Genomic DNA, 17,278 nt, shown 5'->3' with positions numbered 1-17,278 from the left:
GGCGGCACCGCGGCCGGGCTCAGCCTGTGCTGATCACGATCGGGCCGCCGCCGGGATCGGCGCGGTCGATCCAGTCGGCGGAGGCGTACAGCGGGCGGTTCGGCACCGCGCCACGCCGCAGCCGTTCCCGGTGCAGCACCCGCCCGTCCTGGCTGACCAGGAGGAACGACAGCCGGTCGGCCGAGCGTGCCGTGCGGAGCGTGAAGCGGCCCAGCGGCGGGCGCGGACCGCGTGGATCGATACGGTTCGGCGCGACCCACCGCAGGGGCGCGTCCACCTCCACCGGCACCTGTCCGCCCGGCCAGGCGCCGTCCGCCAGATACCGCAGCACGGGCCCGGCGACGAGCCGGCCCTCCCGGGCGGCGGTGCCCGCGGGCTCGATGGCGTGCAGCAGATTGCCGACGGCGAAGACGCCGGGCGCGGCCGTGCGGAACGCGGTGTCGACCGCCGGGCCCCGGGTGCCCCGGTCGAGAATGATCCCGCCCCGGCGGGCCAGCTCATGGTCGGGGATCCAGTCCCCGGTGAAGACGACGGTGTCGCAGCCGACGGTCGTCGTCCTGCCGTCGTCGTGCCGCAGCGCGACCCCGGTGAGCCGGCCCCGGCCGAGCAGTTCGGTGACGGTCGTGCCGGTGAGCAGCGGTACGCGGTGGCGCAGCCGGGATCCGAGCCCCGAGGCCCATGAGGACTGGTGGTGCGGCTGTTCGGTGACCATCGCCGCGATCTCCACGCCCGCGCTCCGCAGGGTGCGAGCCGCGGAGTAGCTGACGGGCTCGGCCCCGATGACGACGGCCCGCAGCCCGATCCGCTGATGGTGCAGATGGACGGCCTGTTGCAGCTCGCCGGTGGTGAACACACCGGCCGGCCGTGTTCCCGGCACCAGCCGTGCGCCGCGCGGCCGTTCGCGCGCGCCGGTGGCGAGGACGACCGCCCCGGCGGAGAGGCTTTCGAGGCCCTCGGGTCCGGTGGTCTCCACGGTGAGCGGCCCGGGGCCGCCGGGGGAGACCTCGCGCCCGTGATGTCCCGCCCAGCCGGTGACGGAGACACCGGTGCGCAGCGTCGCTCCCGCGCCGGTCGCCAGATCACGCCAGTGGCGGGCGTACGCGGGGCCGCTCATCGGACGGTGCAGATCACGCAGGCCGAACCCGGTGTGGAAGCAGTGGCGGGGGACACCGCCGGCCTCCTCCTCGCGGTCGACGACCTCGACCGTACCGGCGCCCGAGGCGGCCAGTCGCTCGGCCGCGGCCAGACCCGCGGGACCCGCGCCGATCACCAGCACATCGACCGAGCGCCGCCGTCGGCCGGGGCCGGGTCCGGGGCCGGAGGACACGGCGTCCCGGTCCGATGTCGCGCTCATGGTCCGACCTCCGGCCGCTGGGATGCTTCGCCGCCATCGGGCGGTCCGGACGGTCCGGGCGTGCCGTACGTGCCGGCCGCGCCCGGGGCTCCGGGGGCTTCCGGAGCTTCGGCATCGAGCAGGGCGCGTACGGTGGCGCCGCAGTAGAAGCCCTGGCACCGGCCGCCCCGGGCGCGGGTGCGCCGCCGCAGCCCCTCGGGCGAGCGGGGCGGGACGGTACTGGCGAGGGCGTCGCGGATCTCCCCGCGCGAGACCCGTTCGCAGTGGCACACGATCCTTCCGTACTCAGGGTCCGCCGCGATCAGCTCGGCGCGTTCGTACGGTCGTGGCGACGCCTCGCCGATGTTCGGCATCCGTACCGGTTCGAGTTCCCGTGCCGCGCCCAGGTCCCGGCCGGAGCCGGCGAGCAGCTCCACGACATGGGCGGCGATCGCCATGGACGCGGTCAGCCCGGTGGAGCGGATACCGCCCACCGTGATGTAGCGCTGCCCGGGATGGGAGCGGATGCGGTAGTCGTCCTCCTCGGTGGCGGCGCGCAGTCCCGCGTAGACGGCCGTCACCTCCTCGTCGAGCAGTTCCGGCATGATCCGTGCGCCCTTCTCCCGCAGGAAGTCCAGCCCCTCGGCCGTCGATCCGGTCGCCGTCTTGTCGTCCAGGTCCTCGGCGGTCGGGCCGAGCATCACATTGCCGTACACCGTGGGCGCCACCAGTACCCCCTTGCCGAGTGCGGTGGGCACCGGCAGCAGGATGTGCCGGACCAGATCGCGGGCGAACTTGTCGAAGACCATGAGCTGACCGCGCCGGGGGGTCACGGTGAAGTCCGTGTGGCCGAGCAGCCGGTCGACCTCGTCGGCGTACAGTCCGGCGGCGTTGATCAGCGTGTGCGTCCGCAATACGCCGCGGCCGGTGGTCAGTTCGTGCGCGAACTCGTCGCCGGGCACGTCGGCGACGTCCTCCACCCGGCAGTTGAGGTGCAGATCCGCCCCGGCCCGTACGGCCTGGGTGGCGTACGCGAGCGTCGTCGTCCAGGGGCAGATGACGCTCTCGCCGGGGACTTCGAGTGCCCCGAGCGCGCCGGGGCCGAGACGCGGCTCGCGGGAGTACAGCTCGTCCGCGTCCAGGATCCGTGTCTCGCGGTACTCATTGCGCTCGGCCTTCGCCGCCAGTCCGGGGAGCGCGGCCAGCTGTTCCTCGTCCCACGCGACGAGCAGGGCGCCGAGCGGTTCGACGGGGATCCCCGTCCGCGCGGCGTACTCCGCGAGCCGCCGCTGTCCCTCGCGTACGAGCCGGGACTCCAGCGAACCGGGCACGGCGTCGAAACCGGTGTGCAGAATGGCCGTGTTGGCCTTCGACGTACCGTCGCCGACATCGTCGGACGCCTCCACCAGCGCGATCCGCAGCGGATAGCGGGTCAGTTCACGGGCGATGGCCGTGCCGACCACTCCGGCGCCGATGACAGCGACGTCGTACACCTCGTCCGGCAGCGTGCCCGAGGTCGTGACAGTCATGGTGCTCCAGGTCCAGGCCGGGACGGAGGTCCGGGCCGCGGTTCGGTCGGCGTCGGTGCGCGGCGGTTCGGTTCGGGTTCTCTTCGGTACGCGGCGATTGTCTTCGGTCTCGTCGGTTCTCCTGCGGTCCGGGCCGTCTCGTTCCGGACCGCCGTGCTTCAGGGCGGGGGACTACGGTCGAGCAGCGCCGCCACCTCCGCGCGGAAGACCCCCAGCCGCTCCGCCGCCTCGTCCGCGCCGATCCCCGGCTCGTAGACCGCGGCGGGTTTCCACTCCGGGATCACCTGCCGCAACGACTGCGCCGGGTCGAGGCCGAGGCGCGCGAGGGCGCCCACCCCCAGCGCCGTGACATCGGGCAGCGCCGAGACCTCGACGGGCCGTTGCAGCAGATCGGCCTGGGTCTGCATCAGCAGCGCCGACCGGGTCAGACCGCCGTCCACCCGCAGGCTCGTCAGCGGTGTGCCGAGATCGGTGGCCACCGCGTCCGCCAGCTCCACGACCTGGGCGGCGATGCCCTCGCACAGCGCGCGTACGAGCTGTCCCGGACCGGTGTCCAGGCCGAGGCCGGTCATGGAGCCGCGCAGATCGCCGCGCCACCACGGCGCGGCGAGCCCCGCGAGCGCGGGTACGAAGGTCACGCCGCCGCTGTCCGGTACGGAGGAGCCGACCGTGTCGAGATCGGCGGCCCCCGAGATCACGCCGAGATCCGTCAGCCAGCGCACGGCGGACGCGGCCGTGTAGACCTGTCCGTCGAGGCAGTAGCTGGTCTGGCCGTCCAGCCGCCAGGCGACACAGCTGACCAGGCCCGACGTTCCCCGGCGCGGCAGGCCGCCGGTCTGCGCGAGCAGGAACGCGCCGGTGCCGTAGGTGCACTTGGCGGATCCCGGTTCGGTCACGTCCTGGGCGAGCAGTGCGGCCTGCTGGTCGACGAGCAGCCCGGTCAGCGGGATCTCGGCACCGAAGGCACCGGTGGTGCCGACCGGTCCCGCCGCGTCGACGACACGGGGCAGCGCCTCGTCGGAGAGCCCGAAGATCTCCAGGGCCTCCGGCGACCAGTCGGCCCGGTCGAGGTCGAGCAGCTGTGTGCGCCCGGCGGTGGCGGCGTCCGTCACGAACGCGCCGGTCAGCTGGTGGATCAGCCAGGAGTCGCTGGTGGTGACGGTGCCCTCGCGGGTCAGCTCGCGCCGGATCCAGGCCATCTTGGGCGCGGCGAAGTACGGGTCCAGCGGGAGCCCCGTCAGCTGCCTCAAGCGGCCGTCGTACGGCGCGAGTTCCGCGCAGAGCGGCTCGGCGCGGCGGTCCTGCCAGACGATCGCGTCGGTGAGCGGCGTACCCGTACCCGGATCCCAGGCGAGCACCGTCTCGCCCTGGTTGGCCAGACCGACGGCCGCGACCGGCTCCGCCGCGTCCGCCAGCGCCTGCCGCCCGGCGTCGAGTACGGAGCGGAGGAGGACGGCGGGATCGACCTCCACCAGTCCGCCGGAGCCGTAGCGGGGCGGCGCCGGGGCGGAACCCGTACCGATCACGCCTCGTTCGGGGCAGATGACCAGCGCCTTGGTGGACGAGGTTCCCTGGTCGACGGCGAGTACCGGCCGGGTGGATGATCCGGCGCGAGGGCGGGGCGAGTGCTGGGCTGGCGGCATATCCCGTTCTTCGGTCGCGGAGGGGCGCGAGGCCGCGTCGATCGCGGCGCTTCGTGATCGCTGAGCGAAAGCGTGATGCAGGTCAGAGCGGGCGTCAAGGGTTCTCTGGACCGTCCGTGCGCGGGCGTGGCGGCGCCTGGGCCCGGCGCTCCGGGAAATCGTCCGGGCACCGCGGCCGTGCGGGGTCCAACCTGCTTTGATCAACAGAGAGTTGCGAAAGATCAGCAAAGTGTTCGAGCCACGTCACTCCGCCCCCTACACTGATCGCCGCAGCGGCAGGTGGTGCTCTTCGGCTCTTCCTGACCTGCGGCACGTAAGGTCTGTGCCTTCTGCGACGACGCCGGATCGCTCCACCCCCCACCGTCCTAGAGGATCAATGACGAACATACTTTCAGCCAGGTGCCCCTTCGGCCGCGCCCGGCTCAGTACGTCCTGTAGGCAGCCCGCGACGGCCGGCGTCTCCCGGCCGCCGCGGTACGGGAGTTCCGGGATACCGGAACGGGGGAACGTCCGCCATCCCCAGGTCCCCGGTCCACCGGGGCCGGTAAGGGAGGGGCGATGCTAGTGCCCCCCGCTCCGTGGGCCCTCCTGCGACGGCCGTCACCGTGGCTCGCCCGGCGGCCGTCCACGCGTGAGCGGACGGGGCCGAGTTGATGGCGAGCGACAACATGCGCCCCGTATACCACCCGGCGGGTCACGACAACGAACTGCGCGCCGCGGTCCAGGATCTGCGTACCGGCCGCTGGGTCTCGATGCGCAACCTCCTTGCCGCGACGTCCGATTGGGCCCTGTGGACCCAGCGCACCCAGGTGCTCGCCGCCGTGGCCGCCGGTTCCGACGCCGTACGGGCATGGCTGTCCGAAGAGCCCAGGAGCGTCGCCGCGCACGTGATGCACACCCGGGTGCTGGTGGAGCGTGCCGTACGGGCCCATCGCGAGGGACACGCCCGCACGCAGGAGCTGTGGCAGCAGGCATGGGAGGCGTGCGGCGGCGCCGCGCGCCACGCTCCCGACGACCCGGTGCCCTGGGTGTGTCTGCTCGCCCTGTCCCAACTCGACGGCAGACAGCGGCTGGAGGAACACCGGCTGCCGCCGCCGGGGCCGATGCTCTTCCCCGGTCCCTGGGCCCTTCTCGCGGAGGCCGACAAGCGCGATCCGTACAACCGCGAGGCGTATCACCGCATGCTTCAGTTCGTCTACGCGCGGCGGGCCGACGGATCGCTCTCGGAGGCGGTCAACTTCGTCCAGTGGGCGGCCTCTTCCGCGCCCCAGGGCTCGGCGCTGCACGTCATGCCGCTGTTCGTACGGGTGGAGCGCTACCGCCGGGAGAACGGTCACGAGAAGGCGCTCGACCTCCACTGGGTCACGGAGGACGCGACCCGTGACGCCCTGCGGGCGCTGAATCTGTGGTTCGACCACGCCGTTCTCGCCGAGGCCTCGCTGCTCGACCTCAACCATCTGGCGCACGGCCTGTGGGGATCGCTCCAATTCGAGCAGGGGGCCCGGGTGTTCGAGGCCCTGGGGCCTTACTACGCCTCCGTGCCGTGGGCGTATCGTACGCGCAGCCCCGGCGACGCCGGGCAGGCCGAGGACGTGTTCCTGCGCGCCCGCGGCCGGTGTCTCGCGGCGGCCCGCGACCAGCGGGACGGGCCGGGCGGCTGAGCGGCACCCGCCGCGGTGCCGCTCGCGTCCCTCTGTCCTCGGCAGCACGTCCCCCAGCCGTCCCCCGATTCGTTGTTTCCCACCGGAGGTTCTTTCCATGACCACTTCGCCACCGGCCTGGTCGAAGGCCGGTCCCATGCCCCAGAAGGACGAAGAGCAGCGGCTGCGCGAGCTCGGCTACCAGCCCGTCCTCGCCCGCCGCATGGGCGGGTTCGGCAACTTCGCCATCAGCTTCTCGGTCATCTCCATCCTGTCCGGCTGTATGACCCTGTACGGCTTCGGCATGGGCACCGGCGGTCCGTCGGTGATGCTCTGGGGCTGGGCGGGCGTCGGTCTGTTCGTGCTCTGCGTCGGCATGGCGCTGGCCGAGGTCACGAGCGCGTATCCGACCTCGGGCGCCCTTTATTACATGGCGGACCGGCTCGGCGGCCGTAAGTGGGGCTGGTACACCGGCTGGCTCAACCTGCTCGGACTGCTCGGCGCGATCGCGGGAATCGACTACGGAGCCGCGCTGTTCACCGGGGCCTTCCTCAACCTCCAGTTCGGCTTCAGTCCCACTCCGGGCTGGACCTTCGTGATCTTCCTGTGCATCCTGCTGCTGCACGCCGTGCTGAACCTGTTCGGGGTCAAGCTGGTCAGCGTGCTCAACTCGATCAGTGTGTGGTGGCATCTGGCCGGTGTCGCCATCATCGTCGGGGCCCTGGCGATCGTCCCCGACCACCACCAGTCGCCGTCGTTCGTCTTCACCGAGTTCGTCAATGACACCGGCTGGCAGAACCCGCTCTATGTGGCCGCGATCGGGCTGCTGCTCGCGCAGTACACCTTCTGCGGCTACGACGCCTCGGCCCATCTCTCGGAGGAGACCTCGAACGCGTCCGTCACCGCCGCGCGCGGGATCGTCCGGGCCATCTGGGTCTCCTGGATCGCCGGCTTCGCCCTGCTGGCCGGCCTCACCTTCGCCATCCAGGACTACGCGGGCGCCCAGAACAGCGACACCGGCGTGCCGCCCGCGCAGATCCTGATCGACGCGCTCGGTACGAGCGGTGCCACGGCCCTGCTGCTGCTCGTGATCGTGGCGCAGCTGTTCTGCGGCAACGCGGAGGTCGCGGCGGCCAGCCGGATGGTCTTCGCCTTCAGCCGTGACAACGCCCTGCCGGGCTCGGCGCTGTGGCGGCGCGTCAGCAGCCGTACCCAGACCCCGGTCCCGGCGGTCTGGCTGTCGGTCATCGTCGCGGGTGTGCTCGCCTTGCCGTCGCTGTACTCCACGACGGCGTACGGCGCGGTGACGGCCATCAACGTCATCGGTATCACCCCGGCGTACGCCATCCCCATCTTCCTGAAGCTGCGCGCCAAGGACCGCTTCGAGCCCGGACCGTGGACGCTCGGGCGCTGGAGCAAGCCGATCGGCTGGATAGCCGTGGTGTGGGTGGCCCTGGTCACCGTGCTCTTCTGCCTGCCCCAGTCGAACCCGGTGACGGTCGACTCCATGAACTACGCCGTGATCGCCCTGGCCGTGGTGCTGATCCTGGCGACCGCCTGGTGGTACATAGCCCGTGGCTCGTACAGCACTCCGCAGGCGTACGGCAACGCGCGCGAGCAGTCGGAGATCTCGGAAGGCATCGTCTGAGCCTTCTCCCGTCCGGAAGGACGCGGTGTGTGCGGCGGGGGTCCGGCCCGGGAGGGCGGGCCCCCGCCGCACGTGTGCGTGGTGCCCACGGGCAGGCCCACACCGGAAGCCGGGGGCCTGGAGTGACCGCTCGCCTTTCAGTTGTCCCTGAGGAATTGTTTCGCCAGCTCGTCGCCGCGCCGCGCGATGGTCTCCTGGTCGTCCAGCCGGGAGAGCTCGGAGTCCTTGAAGACGATGTACGTCACTCCCGACGGGACCCCGCCGCCCGAGGGGTCGGGCGCGATTCCCAGCGCGCGTGCCGTCGCGTACGACGCCTCCCCGATGATTCCCGGCGGGCCGGTGTCGCCGACGACGGCGTACTCCACCTTGTCGCGGTGGATGACCGCCGCGACGGATCCGCCCCGGATGCCCGACGAGCGGAAGTTCCAGATGGAGCTGGAGAGAGGCACGACGATATACGGCAGCTCCTCAGGGTTGAGCGCTCTGCCGTCGGACTGAAGGTACGCGGTGCTGTCCTGGTAGTAGGGGTCAGCCGCGGAGTTGCAGTGGGCCGTGGTCTGGCCGTCGCAGTCGATGTCCATGTCGGCCTTCCAGAAGACGGCGCCCTTGGCATCGCAGACGGGGATGGTGGCCGGAGTGCTCTCGCGGGTGCGGTACTGCCCGTTGGAGATCTGGTCGCAGCCGCCGGCCCTGGCCAGCAGAGCGGACGCCGTGACGGGTCCGTCCTCGGGGAGTCCGTCGTGCCTGAACGATTCTCTACCGGCGGGCGGCCCTGCCGCGGGCCCCGGCGCGCCATGGCGATCGGGCGGTGCGGCGGCGGATGGGGGGGAGGGGGACGGCGCCGAGGCGGATGGGGCGGAGGCGGACGGCGCGGAGAAGGACGGGCCGGAAGAGGACGCGTCGGAAGAGGACCGACGGCCGGAAGTGGACGGCGCGGAGGGCGACGGCGCGGAGGAGGCCGCTACGGAGAGGGACGACCGGAGGGCGCGGTACGCGGGGTCGACGGACGCGGAGTCGGGCGACGCGCGGGCGGGTGACGCGGGGGCGTGCGGCGCCTCGGCGGGCACGGCCAGGGCGGGGAGCACGGTCGCGGGAATGACCGCGGCGGCGAGCAGCGCCGTACTGGCGGCGGCGAAGACATGAGGGCGAGCGGGCACGGAGAAGATCCCTTTCCTGAATGAACCGGACCGGACGGCGCGCCTGGGCGGCACCCGGATGGCGGGGTCAGCGGCTGGGCGGGGACGGCCTGTGGCCGTCGCCTATGCACTCGCTCAGCCGGTCGAGGAAGACCCGCTGCCCCGTCACCAGTGGCTCCACGGCGTTCTCCAGCGAGAACCAGGCGACACGGTCCAGCTCGGGGAATTCGCGCAGGACACCCGATCCTCTCGGCCACTCCATGGTGAAAGTGCCGGGCACGGCGAGGGCGGGTTCGAGATCCCCCTCTACGGCCCAGACCGTGACCGTCTTGCCACTCCGTTGCCGCATCCCGCCGAGCGGGATCCACGGTCCGTCGGGCGCCGGCAGGCCGAGTTCCTCCTGGAACTCGCGGCGGGCGGCGTCCTCCGGCCGCTCGTCCGGTCCGTGCTCACCCTTGGGGATCGACCAGGCGGCGGCATCGCGGCCGGACCAGAACGGTCCGCCCATGTGCCCGAGGAGCACTTCGGTACCGGTGTCCGTCACCCGGTACACGAGGAGGCCAGCGCTCTGTTTGCCCGACATGCCGTCAGTCTGGGCACGGGTGCGTAACGGTGCATTCCGGGCATCGGCTATCTGTGCGGATTTCGCTCGCGTCTTCGATGCCGACGTTCGGTGCCCGGCTCCGTGGACAGCCCGTGGACGGCGGGGTCTTCGGCGCATCATCGAGCGCGTCACGGGGAGCCGCAGCTTCTCGGTGTGCCGCCCGGCCGATCGTATGAATGGTTGCGCCGTACGGGGGCGGCGCACCCGGCCGGTGCACGGTGCCGGCCCGCCGGTCGGGTAACGGGCGGGGCCCGGCCTCGGCGCGCGGTGCGCGGTGCGAGGCCGGGCCCCTTCATGCGGGACGCCCTACCGCGGGATCACCTACGGGAACGAGGTCACCGTCGACGGAACCGTCGAGGTTCCCGAGGTGGGTGACCCGATGCTGTTGATCACATGGTTGTACTGGCCCATCCCGCCGAGCGAGACGACCAGGAGATCGTGGAATCTCACTCCGGGTTTGACCGGCGCCTGGAAGCCGTGATCCTGCTGGATCGTCGAGTCCGAGGTGTAGTTGCAGTAGCTGCCCAGACCCCAGCCCTCATGGTTGTTGACGGAGTCGGCGACCTTGTAGGCGGCGTAGCCCTTGATGGATCCGTTCTGGATGGCGGCCTGGTTGGGTGCGTCATACGCCTTCTCGTTCTGGAAGAAGATCGTCCTGCCGTTCTCGCCGTACCACTCCACGTCGTACTTGTTGAAGTGCTCGACGAAGAGCCCCGTGGCCAGCACGTCGTCGCCGTTGACCCGGATACCGTAATCCGCGCGGTTGGTCTCCCAGCCGACGCCGGCGCCGTGGTCGGCGCGCCAGACCCAGGTGTGGTCGATGATCGTGTCGTCGCTGTTGACCACCATGCTGGTGGTGGCCTTGCCGGGGCCCGCGCCGCCGATCCTGATGAACACGTCCTGCACGGTCGTCGGATTGGCGGAGTGGTCCGCGGACGCGCCCTGGGGGCCGACCTCCAGAAGCGTCGGAGAGTTCACCGGACCGGCGTCGATCAGGAACCCGGCCAGCTTCACCCCGTCCACATCGGCGACCTTCATGGCGGTCACCCCGTTGTCCGGCACGATCGTGGCGAGCCCGAGCCCCAGCACGACGGTGTTGGCGCGGTTCACGTTGATCGGCTGGTCGACGTGGTAAATGCCGGGTGTGAACAGCAGGTTGAGCCCCTGCGCGAGCGCCTGATTGATCGTCGCGGCGGTCGCGCCCGGCTTGACGACATAGAACTGGTCGAGCGGCAGCGACTGGCCCTGCGGTGCGCCATTGCCCCAGGTGGTGCCGCGCGCGTTGGTGCGCTTGGCGGGGACGAACACCTTGTAGGCGTTCCCGTCGAGGTAGAGGAAGGGCTTCTCGCGGGAGACGGGGGTGGTGTTGAGGGTGGTGTAGGGCGGGTTGGGGAAGCTCTGGGCGGGCGCGCCTTCGACACCGGAGAAGGTCATGTTCCAGACGCCGTTGGTCCAGCCGCCGACGGAGCTGTCGCGGGTGTACCACTGCTGCTGGGAGTAGGGGCCGACGGTGCCGTCGATACGGCTGTCGGCGATGTAGCCGCCGCTGGCCCAGCCGTAGCCGTTGGGAGCGAGGTTGAGGCCACCCTTGACGTGCATACGGCGGAAGGGCGCGGCCTGGGCGACGGCCCAGCGGTTGGTGCCGTTGACGGGGTTGAGGGCGAGGTTCTCGGCGGAGCGCCAGAAGTTCTGGGTGGCGTTGCCGTTGAACCAGCCGGCGTCCACGGTCACATCACCGTTGAAGGTGGTGTCGTCGGGCGAGAGCCCGAGGCCGGAGATCGAGGTGTAGAAGCCGAGCTGGGCGTTGATGTTGTTGTACGTGCCGGGCTTGAACAGCAGCTGGTAGCGGCCCGAGCCGAACTGCGCCGATTCCTGCTGGCGGAAGATCTCGTCCAGCCTGCCCTGGATATTGGGCGTCGACGGATCGAAGACCACCACGTTCGGCCCCAGATCACCACCGCCCGGGAGCGGGTCCCCGCCGCCGGAGGTGCCGCCGAAGACCTGGAACTCCCAGAGCGAGTAGCCCCACTGGGTGGCGCGCGCGGTGCCGTACACCCGCACGTAGCGGGCGTTGCCCGAGACATTGAGCGTCTCCGTGCCGCCGGGCCCGGTGGCGGTGGAGTACGCGGTGGTCCAGTTCGTGCCGTTCGCCGAGAACTCGATCCGGTACGCCGTGGCGTAGGCGGTCTCCCAGCGCAGAACGATCTGGCTGACGGCGGCGGTGGCGCCGAGGTCGACCTGGATCCACTGCGGATCGGACGCGGCGCTCGACCAGCGGGTCCCGTTGTCGCCGTCGACGGCTCCGGTGGCGGGGGTGCCGCCGTTCTCCTGGCTGGAGGCGGTCACGGGCTTGCCCTGGGAGAGCAGGGTGGGCGCGGCCTGGGCGGAGGTGCCGGGGATGAGGAGTAACAGGGAGGCGATCAGGGTGGCCGCGAGGGAGGCGGCGAGCCCTCGCCTGCTCGCGGGGCGCCGGCGTGCGGGCGAGGGTCTGCGGAACACCGGTGAAGCGAGCGGAGGAGCGTGCATGGGCAGGTCTCCTGAGTCTTCGGCGATGCGGGAGGTGCGGTGGGAGAGAGCCTGGAGAGCGCTCTCTGAGTACCGGAGATGCTTCTCCCGCGCCCCGTACACGTCAAGAGCCGTGCGCGATCCCGGCGCGCTCGCGGCCGTGTCGGGAGCCTGTCAGAGCAGCTTCCACAGATGGTCGTCCGTGCCGTTGTCGTCGAACTGGACCACCTGGGCGCTGTTGGCGGTCGACATCCCGTCGACGCCCAGCACCTTCCCGCTGTGCTTGTTGCGGATGCGGTACCAGCCGTCGCCGTTGTCCAGCAGTTGCCAGAGGTGGTCGTCGGTCCCGTTGTCCGCGAACTGCACCACCGGCGCGCTGTCGGCGGTGGACATTCCGTCGACGCCGAGCACCTTGCCGCTGTTCCCGTTCCGGATCAGGGACCAGCCGCCGCCCGCGTCGGTCAGCTGCCAGGCATGGTCCGCCGTACCGGAGTTGTCGAACTGCACCACCCGGGCGCTGTCGGCCAGCGACATCCTGTCCACGGCCAGGACCTTCCCGCTGTGCTTGTTCTGGACGCGGTGGAAGGCGGGTTCGGGTGTCCAGGGCCGGCCTTCGGGGTGCGCGGTCGGGAAGGCGGTGACACGGAGCCTGGCCGCGCCCATCGGGATCAGCGTGACCCGCTCCACGGCCGACGTGCTGCGGGCCGGGCCGTCCTGGAGGGGAGCGATGACCCGCTCGTCGTCCGCGACCCACTCGGCGATCCGGCGGGCGGGGGCGGTGATCCGGACCGGGGTGCCCTCCTGGGTGAAGGGATCGCCCGACAGCGGGCCGCTGTCGGCGGAGAACCGCAGATCCGCCGGAGGATCCGCGGGCCCGTCGGTGGCGAGGCCGTAGTTCCACGGTCCGCTCGCGTGCACGGCGAGTTCCGGGAAGTCGTCCGTCCCGGCGTAGCGCTCGTACCGCTCGCCGATCCGCAGGGAGTAGGTCAGCGGGCCGTGGTCGATGCTGACGGCGCCGTGGTTGTCGTCCCAGCGGCGTACGGTGGTGCGCTGCGGCAGCCGCAGTGTCACCCGGTCACCGTCGCTCCATGTGCGGTCGACCTTGGCGAAGGAGGGGCCCGCCGTGGCGGTTGTGCGCCGCCCGTTGACGGACAGTCCGGGTTGTTCGCACCAGCCGGGTATCCGCAGATACAACGGGAAGCGGAGGCGGCGCGGGGTGGAGACGGTGAGTGTGATCGTTTCCTTGAAGGGATAGTCGGTGTCCTCGGCGACGGTGATCTCCGTGCCGTCGGCGACCTTCGCGCGGACACGGCTCGCCGCGTACATCGAGGCGGCCAGCCCCCGGTCGGGGGTCGCGAGCCACAGCTCCTCGGTGAAGTAGGTCCAGCCCATGCCGTAGTTGTGCGGGCAGCAGCGGTACTGGTCGACGCCCGGCTGGAACGACTGCATCGCGAAGCCGTTCTGGAACTGCCCCTGCGTCTTACGGGAGTTGTCGAGACCGATGCCGTTGGCGGAGGTGATGTAGTGCACGCCCCTGCCCCACGGGTCCGTGGCGGCCGGGAGCATGTTGAAGGCCAGCTCCTCGCAGCGGTCGGCCCACACCGGGTCGCCGGTGATACGGGTGAGCAGTTCATGGCTGGCCATGAACTCGACGATTCCGCAGGTCTCGAAGCCCTGCCGGGGGTCACCGAAGCCGGGCCGGGCGTTCTCGTCCCCCGCGAATCCGCCACCGGGGAACTGGCCGTAAGTGCCCATGATGGCCGCGTAGTTGCGGTAGGTGGACCGGGTGAGGCCGGCGGACCCCGAGCGCAGGGCGTACTGCGCGGGCTCGCGGAAACCCTGGGCGATATTGACATTGTGCAGATCGGGGAAGTGGTCGACCCAGTTCGCGCCGTGGGTGTGCATGGTGTCGGCCAGGCCGAGCAGGAAGGGCTCGCGGGTGCGGTTGTAGACCCACATCGCGATGTCGAGGCCGTCGCCCCAACGCTTGGAAACCCAGCTGGAGTTGAACGCCCCAGGGCCCTGCGCGTCCATATAGCGGAGGAAGCGCACGATGAACGGCAGGATCCGCTCGTCGCCGGTGAACTCCTCGTGCGAACGCAGCGCCTGGAGCAGCGGGAGGTACGGCCAGAAGTCGGGGCCGCCGTTGAGCGCGGTACGCAGCCGGGTCGGGCCGAAGAAACCGTCCGGCCGCTGTGTGGCGAGGATCGCGTCGATCCAGCGGCGGCTCGTGGCGAGGGCGTCCCGGTCGCCGGTGAGCGCGGCGAGACTGACATATCCGCGCAGCCAGTAGGTGACTTCCTCCCAGCCGTCCTTCTCCGGATGGACCCAGCCGGACTCGTCGAACCGCAGGAAGTGGGAGATCTCGGCGTAGCGGCCGAAGAGGCCGTCGAGGAGGAGGCGCAGCTGCCCCGAGAGCCAGCCCCGGGCCGTGACGCTGCCGAGAGGGAGTTTCTGGAAGGCGGTGGGGGCGAGCGGCGCGGCGTTCGGCGCGTACCAGCCGCCGGGTGCCGGGGCCACGGAGGAGGCGGAGGCGGAGGCGGGGATGGAGGCCGGGGCTACGGCGGAGGCGGGGGTGGAGGCGGAGGCGGCGGACGCGAAGGGGCCGAGCAGGCCCCCGCTGCCGATCGCGAGGGCGCCGGTGTGCAGAAAACGTCGTCGGTCGAGCATGATCAGGGACTCCCATCCATGTCAGTGCCGAGCTGTACAACGTTGAAAACAGGGGGAGTTGGCATCACAGCACGCGGCTGTCGCTCTGTCCAGGCGTGGGGCGGGGCGGACCGGAAGACGGGCTGATCCTTCGGCCCGGCGGCCCGCCGCGGGGCCCGATCGACGGGCAGGCCGGGCGGCGGTCTCGGTCCGGCCCATAGTGCGACGTTTTGCCGGGAAAGTTACGCTACATGCGTTCGAACGCCACGAAACTCAGTGAGGAGCCCCGGCCGGCTGACCGGGCTCCCCAGCCCACCTCCGGAGCGGGCGCATGGCAGGACGCGATCGGGACCGGGACCGGCCGGTGATCGGTGCGGACGAGAGACTCGCACTGAACCGCATGGGCAGCTTCGACTGGGACCTCGAAAGCGGGGCCTTCGAGCTCGATGCGGCGGGCCTCGCTGTGTTCGATATGCGCCCCGACGAGTACGACGGCGTGGCCGAGACCCTGGCGTCACGCGTACCCCGCGAGGAGGGCCTGCGCCTCCAGGCCGTGGTGGACGCGGCGATCCGGAGCGGCCGGTCCTCGTACGGCTCGTACTTCCAGCTGACGCGCCGCACCGGAATGCGGCAGTGGACCCATACGAGAGCCCGCATCCTGCGCGACGAACAGGGCCGTCCGTACCGCATCATCGGCATCGTGCGGAACGCCACGGCGGACCTCTCCGAATTCACCGTGGTCAACCCGGTGGAGACGGGTGATACCGGCGGTACGGGCAGTGCGGGCGGTGCGGGTATGACAGGCGCGGCCCACAGCGCCTCGGACGCACTCTCCCGGGCGATCACCGTGGACGATGTCGCCGCCGCGCTGACGGGCGCGGGCGGCCTTGAGCACTTCGGTGCCGACGGGCTCGCTCTCGGCGTGGTGGAGGGCGGCGCCCTGAAGCTCATCGCGCTGGCAGGCGAGTCCATCGACGTGCTCGACGACCTGCGGCTCCACCGCCTCGACGGCTCCCTGCCGCTCGCCGAGGCCGTCCTGAACCAGCGGCCGAGGTTCGTCAGCTCACTGCGCGACCTGGTGATCGACCGCTTCCCGCGGCTCCGGCCGTACGTCCGGGGGCTCGGGGCCAACGCGGCGGCCTTCCTGCCGCTGGTCGCCCAGTCGCGCTCCATCGGCTGTCTGGCGCTCTTCTACCGGCACCGCACGCACTTCCCGACCGAGGACCGCAATACGCTGATGGGCCTGGCGGGCATCGTGGCCCAGTCCCTCCAGCGCGCCGTCCTCTTCGACCAGGAGCGCGAGTTCGCGACCGGCCTCCAGGCCTCCATGCTGCCCCGCGACATCCCGGAGTTCCCCGGCGCCGAGATCGCGGTCCGCTATCACGCGGCCTGGAGCGGCCGGGAGGTGGGCGGCGACTGGTACGACGTGATCACCCTGCCCGAGGGCCGGGTCGGCATCGTGATCGGCGACGTCCAGGGGCACGACACCCACGCCGCCGCCATCATGGGCCAGCTGCGTATCGCCCTGCGCGCCTTCGCGGGCGAGGGCCACGCGCCCGCGACCGTCCTGGCACGCGCCTCGCGCTTTCTCTCCGAACTCGACACAGAGCGCTTCGCGACCTGCGTATACGCCCAGGTGGACCTGGTCACCGGCGCGATACGTGCCGTACGGGCCGGCCATCTCGGCCCCCTCATCCGGCACACCGACGGCCGGATCGGCTGGCCCCATCTGCGCGGCGGACTGCCGCTGGGGTACGCCACGGCCTTCGGGCAGGAGGAGTTCCCGGAGACCCGGCTCGACCTCGTACCGGGCGAGACCCTGGTGCTGTGCACCGACGGGCTGGTCGAGGAGCCCGGCAGCGACATCTCGGTCGGGATGGACGCCCTCGCCGAGATGGTACGGGCCGGTCCCGGGCAGGCGGGCGCGCTGGCCGACCACCTCTCGGAGCGGCTGTGGGAGCGCTGGGGGACGGGCGACGACATCGCGCTGCTCGTGCTGCGCCGCCGCCCCGATCCCGGTACCGACCAGGCGCCCCGTATCCATCTGTACGTCCACCAGGCGGACCCGGAGGGCCTGGTCGAGAGCCGCGCCGTGCTGCGCCAGGCGCTGGCGGACTGGGGGCTGGCCGCGCTCATCGACGATGTGGAGCTGGCCGCCGGCGAGCTGCTGGTGAATGTGCTGCTCCACACGGAGGGTGGCGCCGTACTCACCCTGGAGGTCCTGCCGGAGCCGGTACGCCGGGTCCGCCTGTGGGTCAAGGACCGCTCCAGCGTCTGGCCCCGCCGCCGGGAGCCCGGCGAGGCGGCCACCTCCGGAAGGGGGCTCCTGCTGGTGGACGCGGTGGCCGCGCGCTGGGGGGTCGAGCCGCGCGGGGACGGAAAGGCGGTCTGGTGCGAGTTCCAGCCGGACGGCAGACCGGGCTGAGCGCGACCGGGCAGGGGGCGCCGCTCCTGCGAAGCGGCTGCCGCCGCCCTGCGAAGCGGAACGGATGCCGGCGGACGGGTCCGGGGGCGGGGTCCCCGGACCGGGGCGGCGGGGACGACCGTGCGCCCACGCCCGCGCCCACGCCGACTACGACCGGACAGGGCCG

10 protein-coding genes are annotated in these 17,278 nt (G+C 71.5%); 3 read left to right on the top strand and 7 right to left on the bottom strand.

Annotation, left to right across the window (positions count from 1 at the left end; translation table 11 throughout):
• Positions 1 to 19 precede the first annotated feature (19 nt).
• From CU044_RS07445 to CU044_RS07435, 3 genes are all read right to left on the bottom strand, one after another.
• Positions 20 to 1,354, bottom strand: coding sequence for an FAD-dependent oxidoreductase (locus tag CU044_RS07445; RefSeq protein ID WP_129767645.1), 1,335 nt, complete (start codon positions 1,352 to 1,354; stop codon positions 20 to 22).
• Positions 1,351 to 2,862, bottom strand: coding sequence for an FAD-dependent oxidoreductase (locus CU044_RS07440; protein WP_129767644.1), 1,512 nt, complete (start codon positions 2,860 to 2,862; stop codon positions 1,351 to 1,353). Before CU044_RS07440 ends, CU044_RS07445 begins: the two co-directional genes overlap by 4 nt.
• A 158-nt stretch (positions 2,863 to 3,020) precedes the next feature.
• Positions 3,021 to 4,505, bottom strand: coding sequence for an FGGY family carbohydrate kinase (locus tag CU044_RS07435; RefSeq protein WP_129767643.1), 1,485 nt, complete (start codon positions 4,503 to 4,505; stop codon positions 3,021 to 3,023).
• Positions 4,506 to 5,158: 653 nt separating this feature from the next.
• Here CU044_RS07435 and CU044_RS07430 point away from each other — a divergent pair.
• Positions 5,159 to 6,166: a hypothetical protein gene (locus CU044_RS07430; protein ID WP_129767642.1), complete on the top strand. Its 1,008-nt coding sequence runs from the start codon at positions 5,159 to 5,161 to the stop codon at positions 6,164 to 6,166.
• A gap of 97 nt (positions 6,167 to 6,263) precedes the next feature.
• Positions 6,264 to 7,793, top strand: coding sequence for an amino acid permease (locus CU044_RS07425; protein WP_165371810.1), 1,530 nt, complete (start codon positions 6,264 to 6,266; stop codon positions 7,791 to 7,793).
• 137 nt (positions 7,794 to 7,930) lie between these two features.
• Here the strand turns inward: CU044_RS07425 and CU044_RS40160 are convergent, their stop codons facing one another.
• The 4 genes from CU044_RS40160 to CU044_RS07405 form a co-directional block, all read right to left on the bottom strand.
• Positions 7,931 to 8,950 (bottom strand): glycoside hydrolase family 75 protein, encoded by a 1,020-nt coding sequence (locus CU044_RS40160; RefSeq protein ID WP_345790123.1) that lies wholly within the window; start codon positions 8,948 to 8,950, stop codon positions 7,931 to 7,933.
• Positions 8,951 to 9,017: 67 nt separating this feature from the next.
• Complete coding sequence (locus CU044_RS07415; protein WP_129767641.1) at positions 9,018 to 9,512, bottom strand: NUDIX domain-containing protein; 495 nt, start codon at positions 9,510 to 9,512, stop codon at positions 9,018 to 9,020.
• 342 nt (positions 9,513 to 9,854) lie between these two features.
• Positions 9,855 to 12,059: a discoidin domain-containing protein gene (locus CU044_RS07410; protein ID WP_129767640.1), complete on the bottom strand. Its 2,205-nt coding sequence runs from the start codon at positions 12,057 to 12,059 to the stop codon at positions 9,855 to 9,857.
• 153 nt (positions 12,060 to 12,212) lie between these two features.
• On the bottom strand, positions 12,213 to 14,708 hold the full coding sequence (locus tag CU044_RS07405; RefSeq protein WP_129767639.1) for an RICIN domain-containing protein: 2,496 nt from the start codon (positions 14,706 to 14,708) through the stop codon (positions 12,213 to 12,215).
• Positions 14,709 to 15,018: 310 nt separating this feature from the next.
• Between CU044_RS07405 and CU044_RS07400 the strand changes: the two genes are divergently transcribed.
• Positions 15,019 to 17,112: a SpoIIE family protein phosphatase gene (locus CU044_RS07400; protein WP_129767638.1), complete on the top strand. Its 2,094-nt coding sequence runs from the start codon at positions 15,019 to 15,021 to the stop codon at positions 17,110 to 17,112.
• Positions 17,113 to 17,278: the final 166 nt, after the last annotated feature.

The sequence above is a fragment of the Streptomyces sp. L-9-10 genome (genome assembly GCF_004151105.1).
Classification (GTDB): Bacteria; Actinomycetota; Actinomycetes; order Streptomycetales; family Streptomycetaceae; genus Streptomyces.
This window is presented reverse-complemented; position numbering and strand designations above follow the sequence as displayed.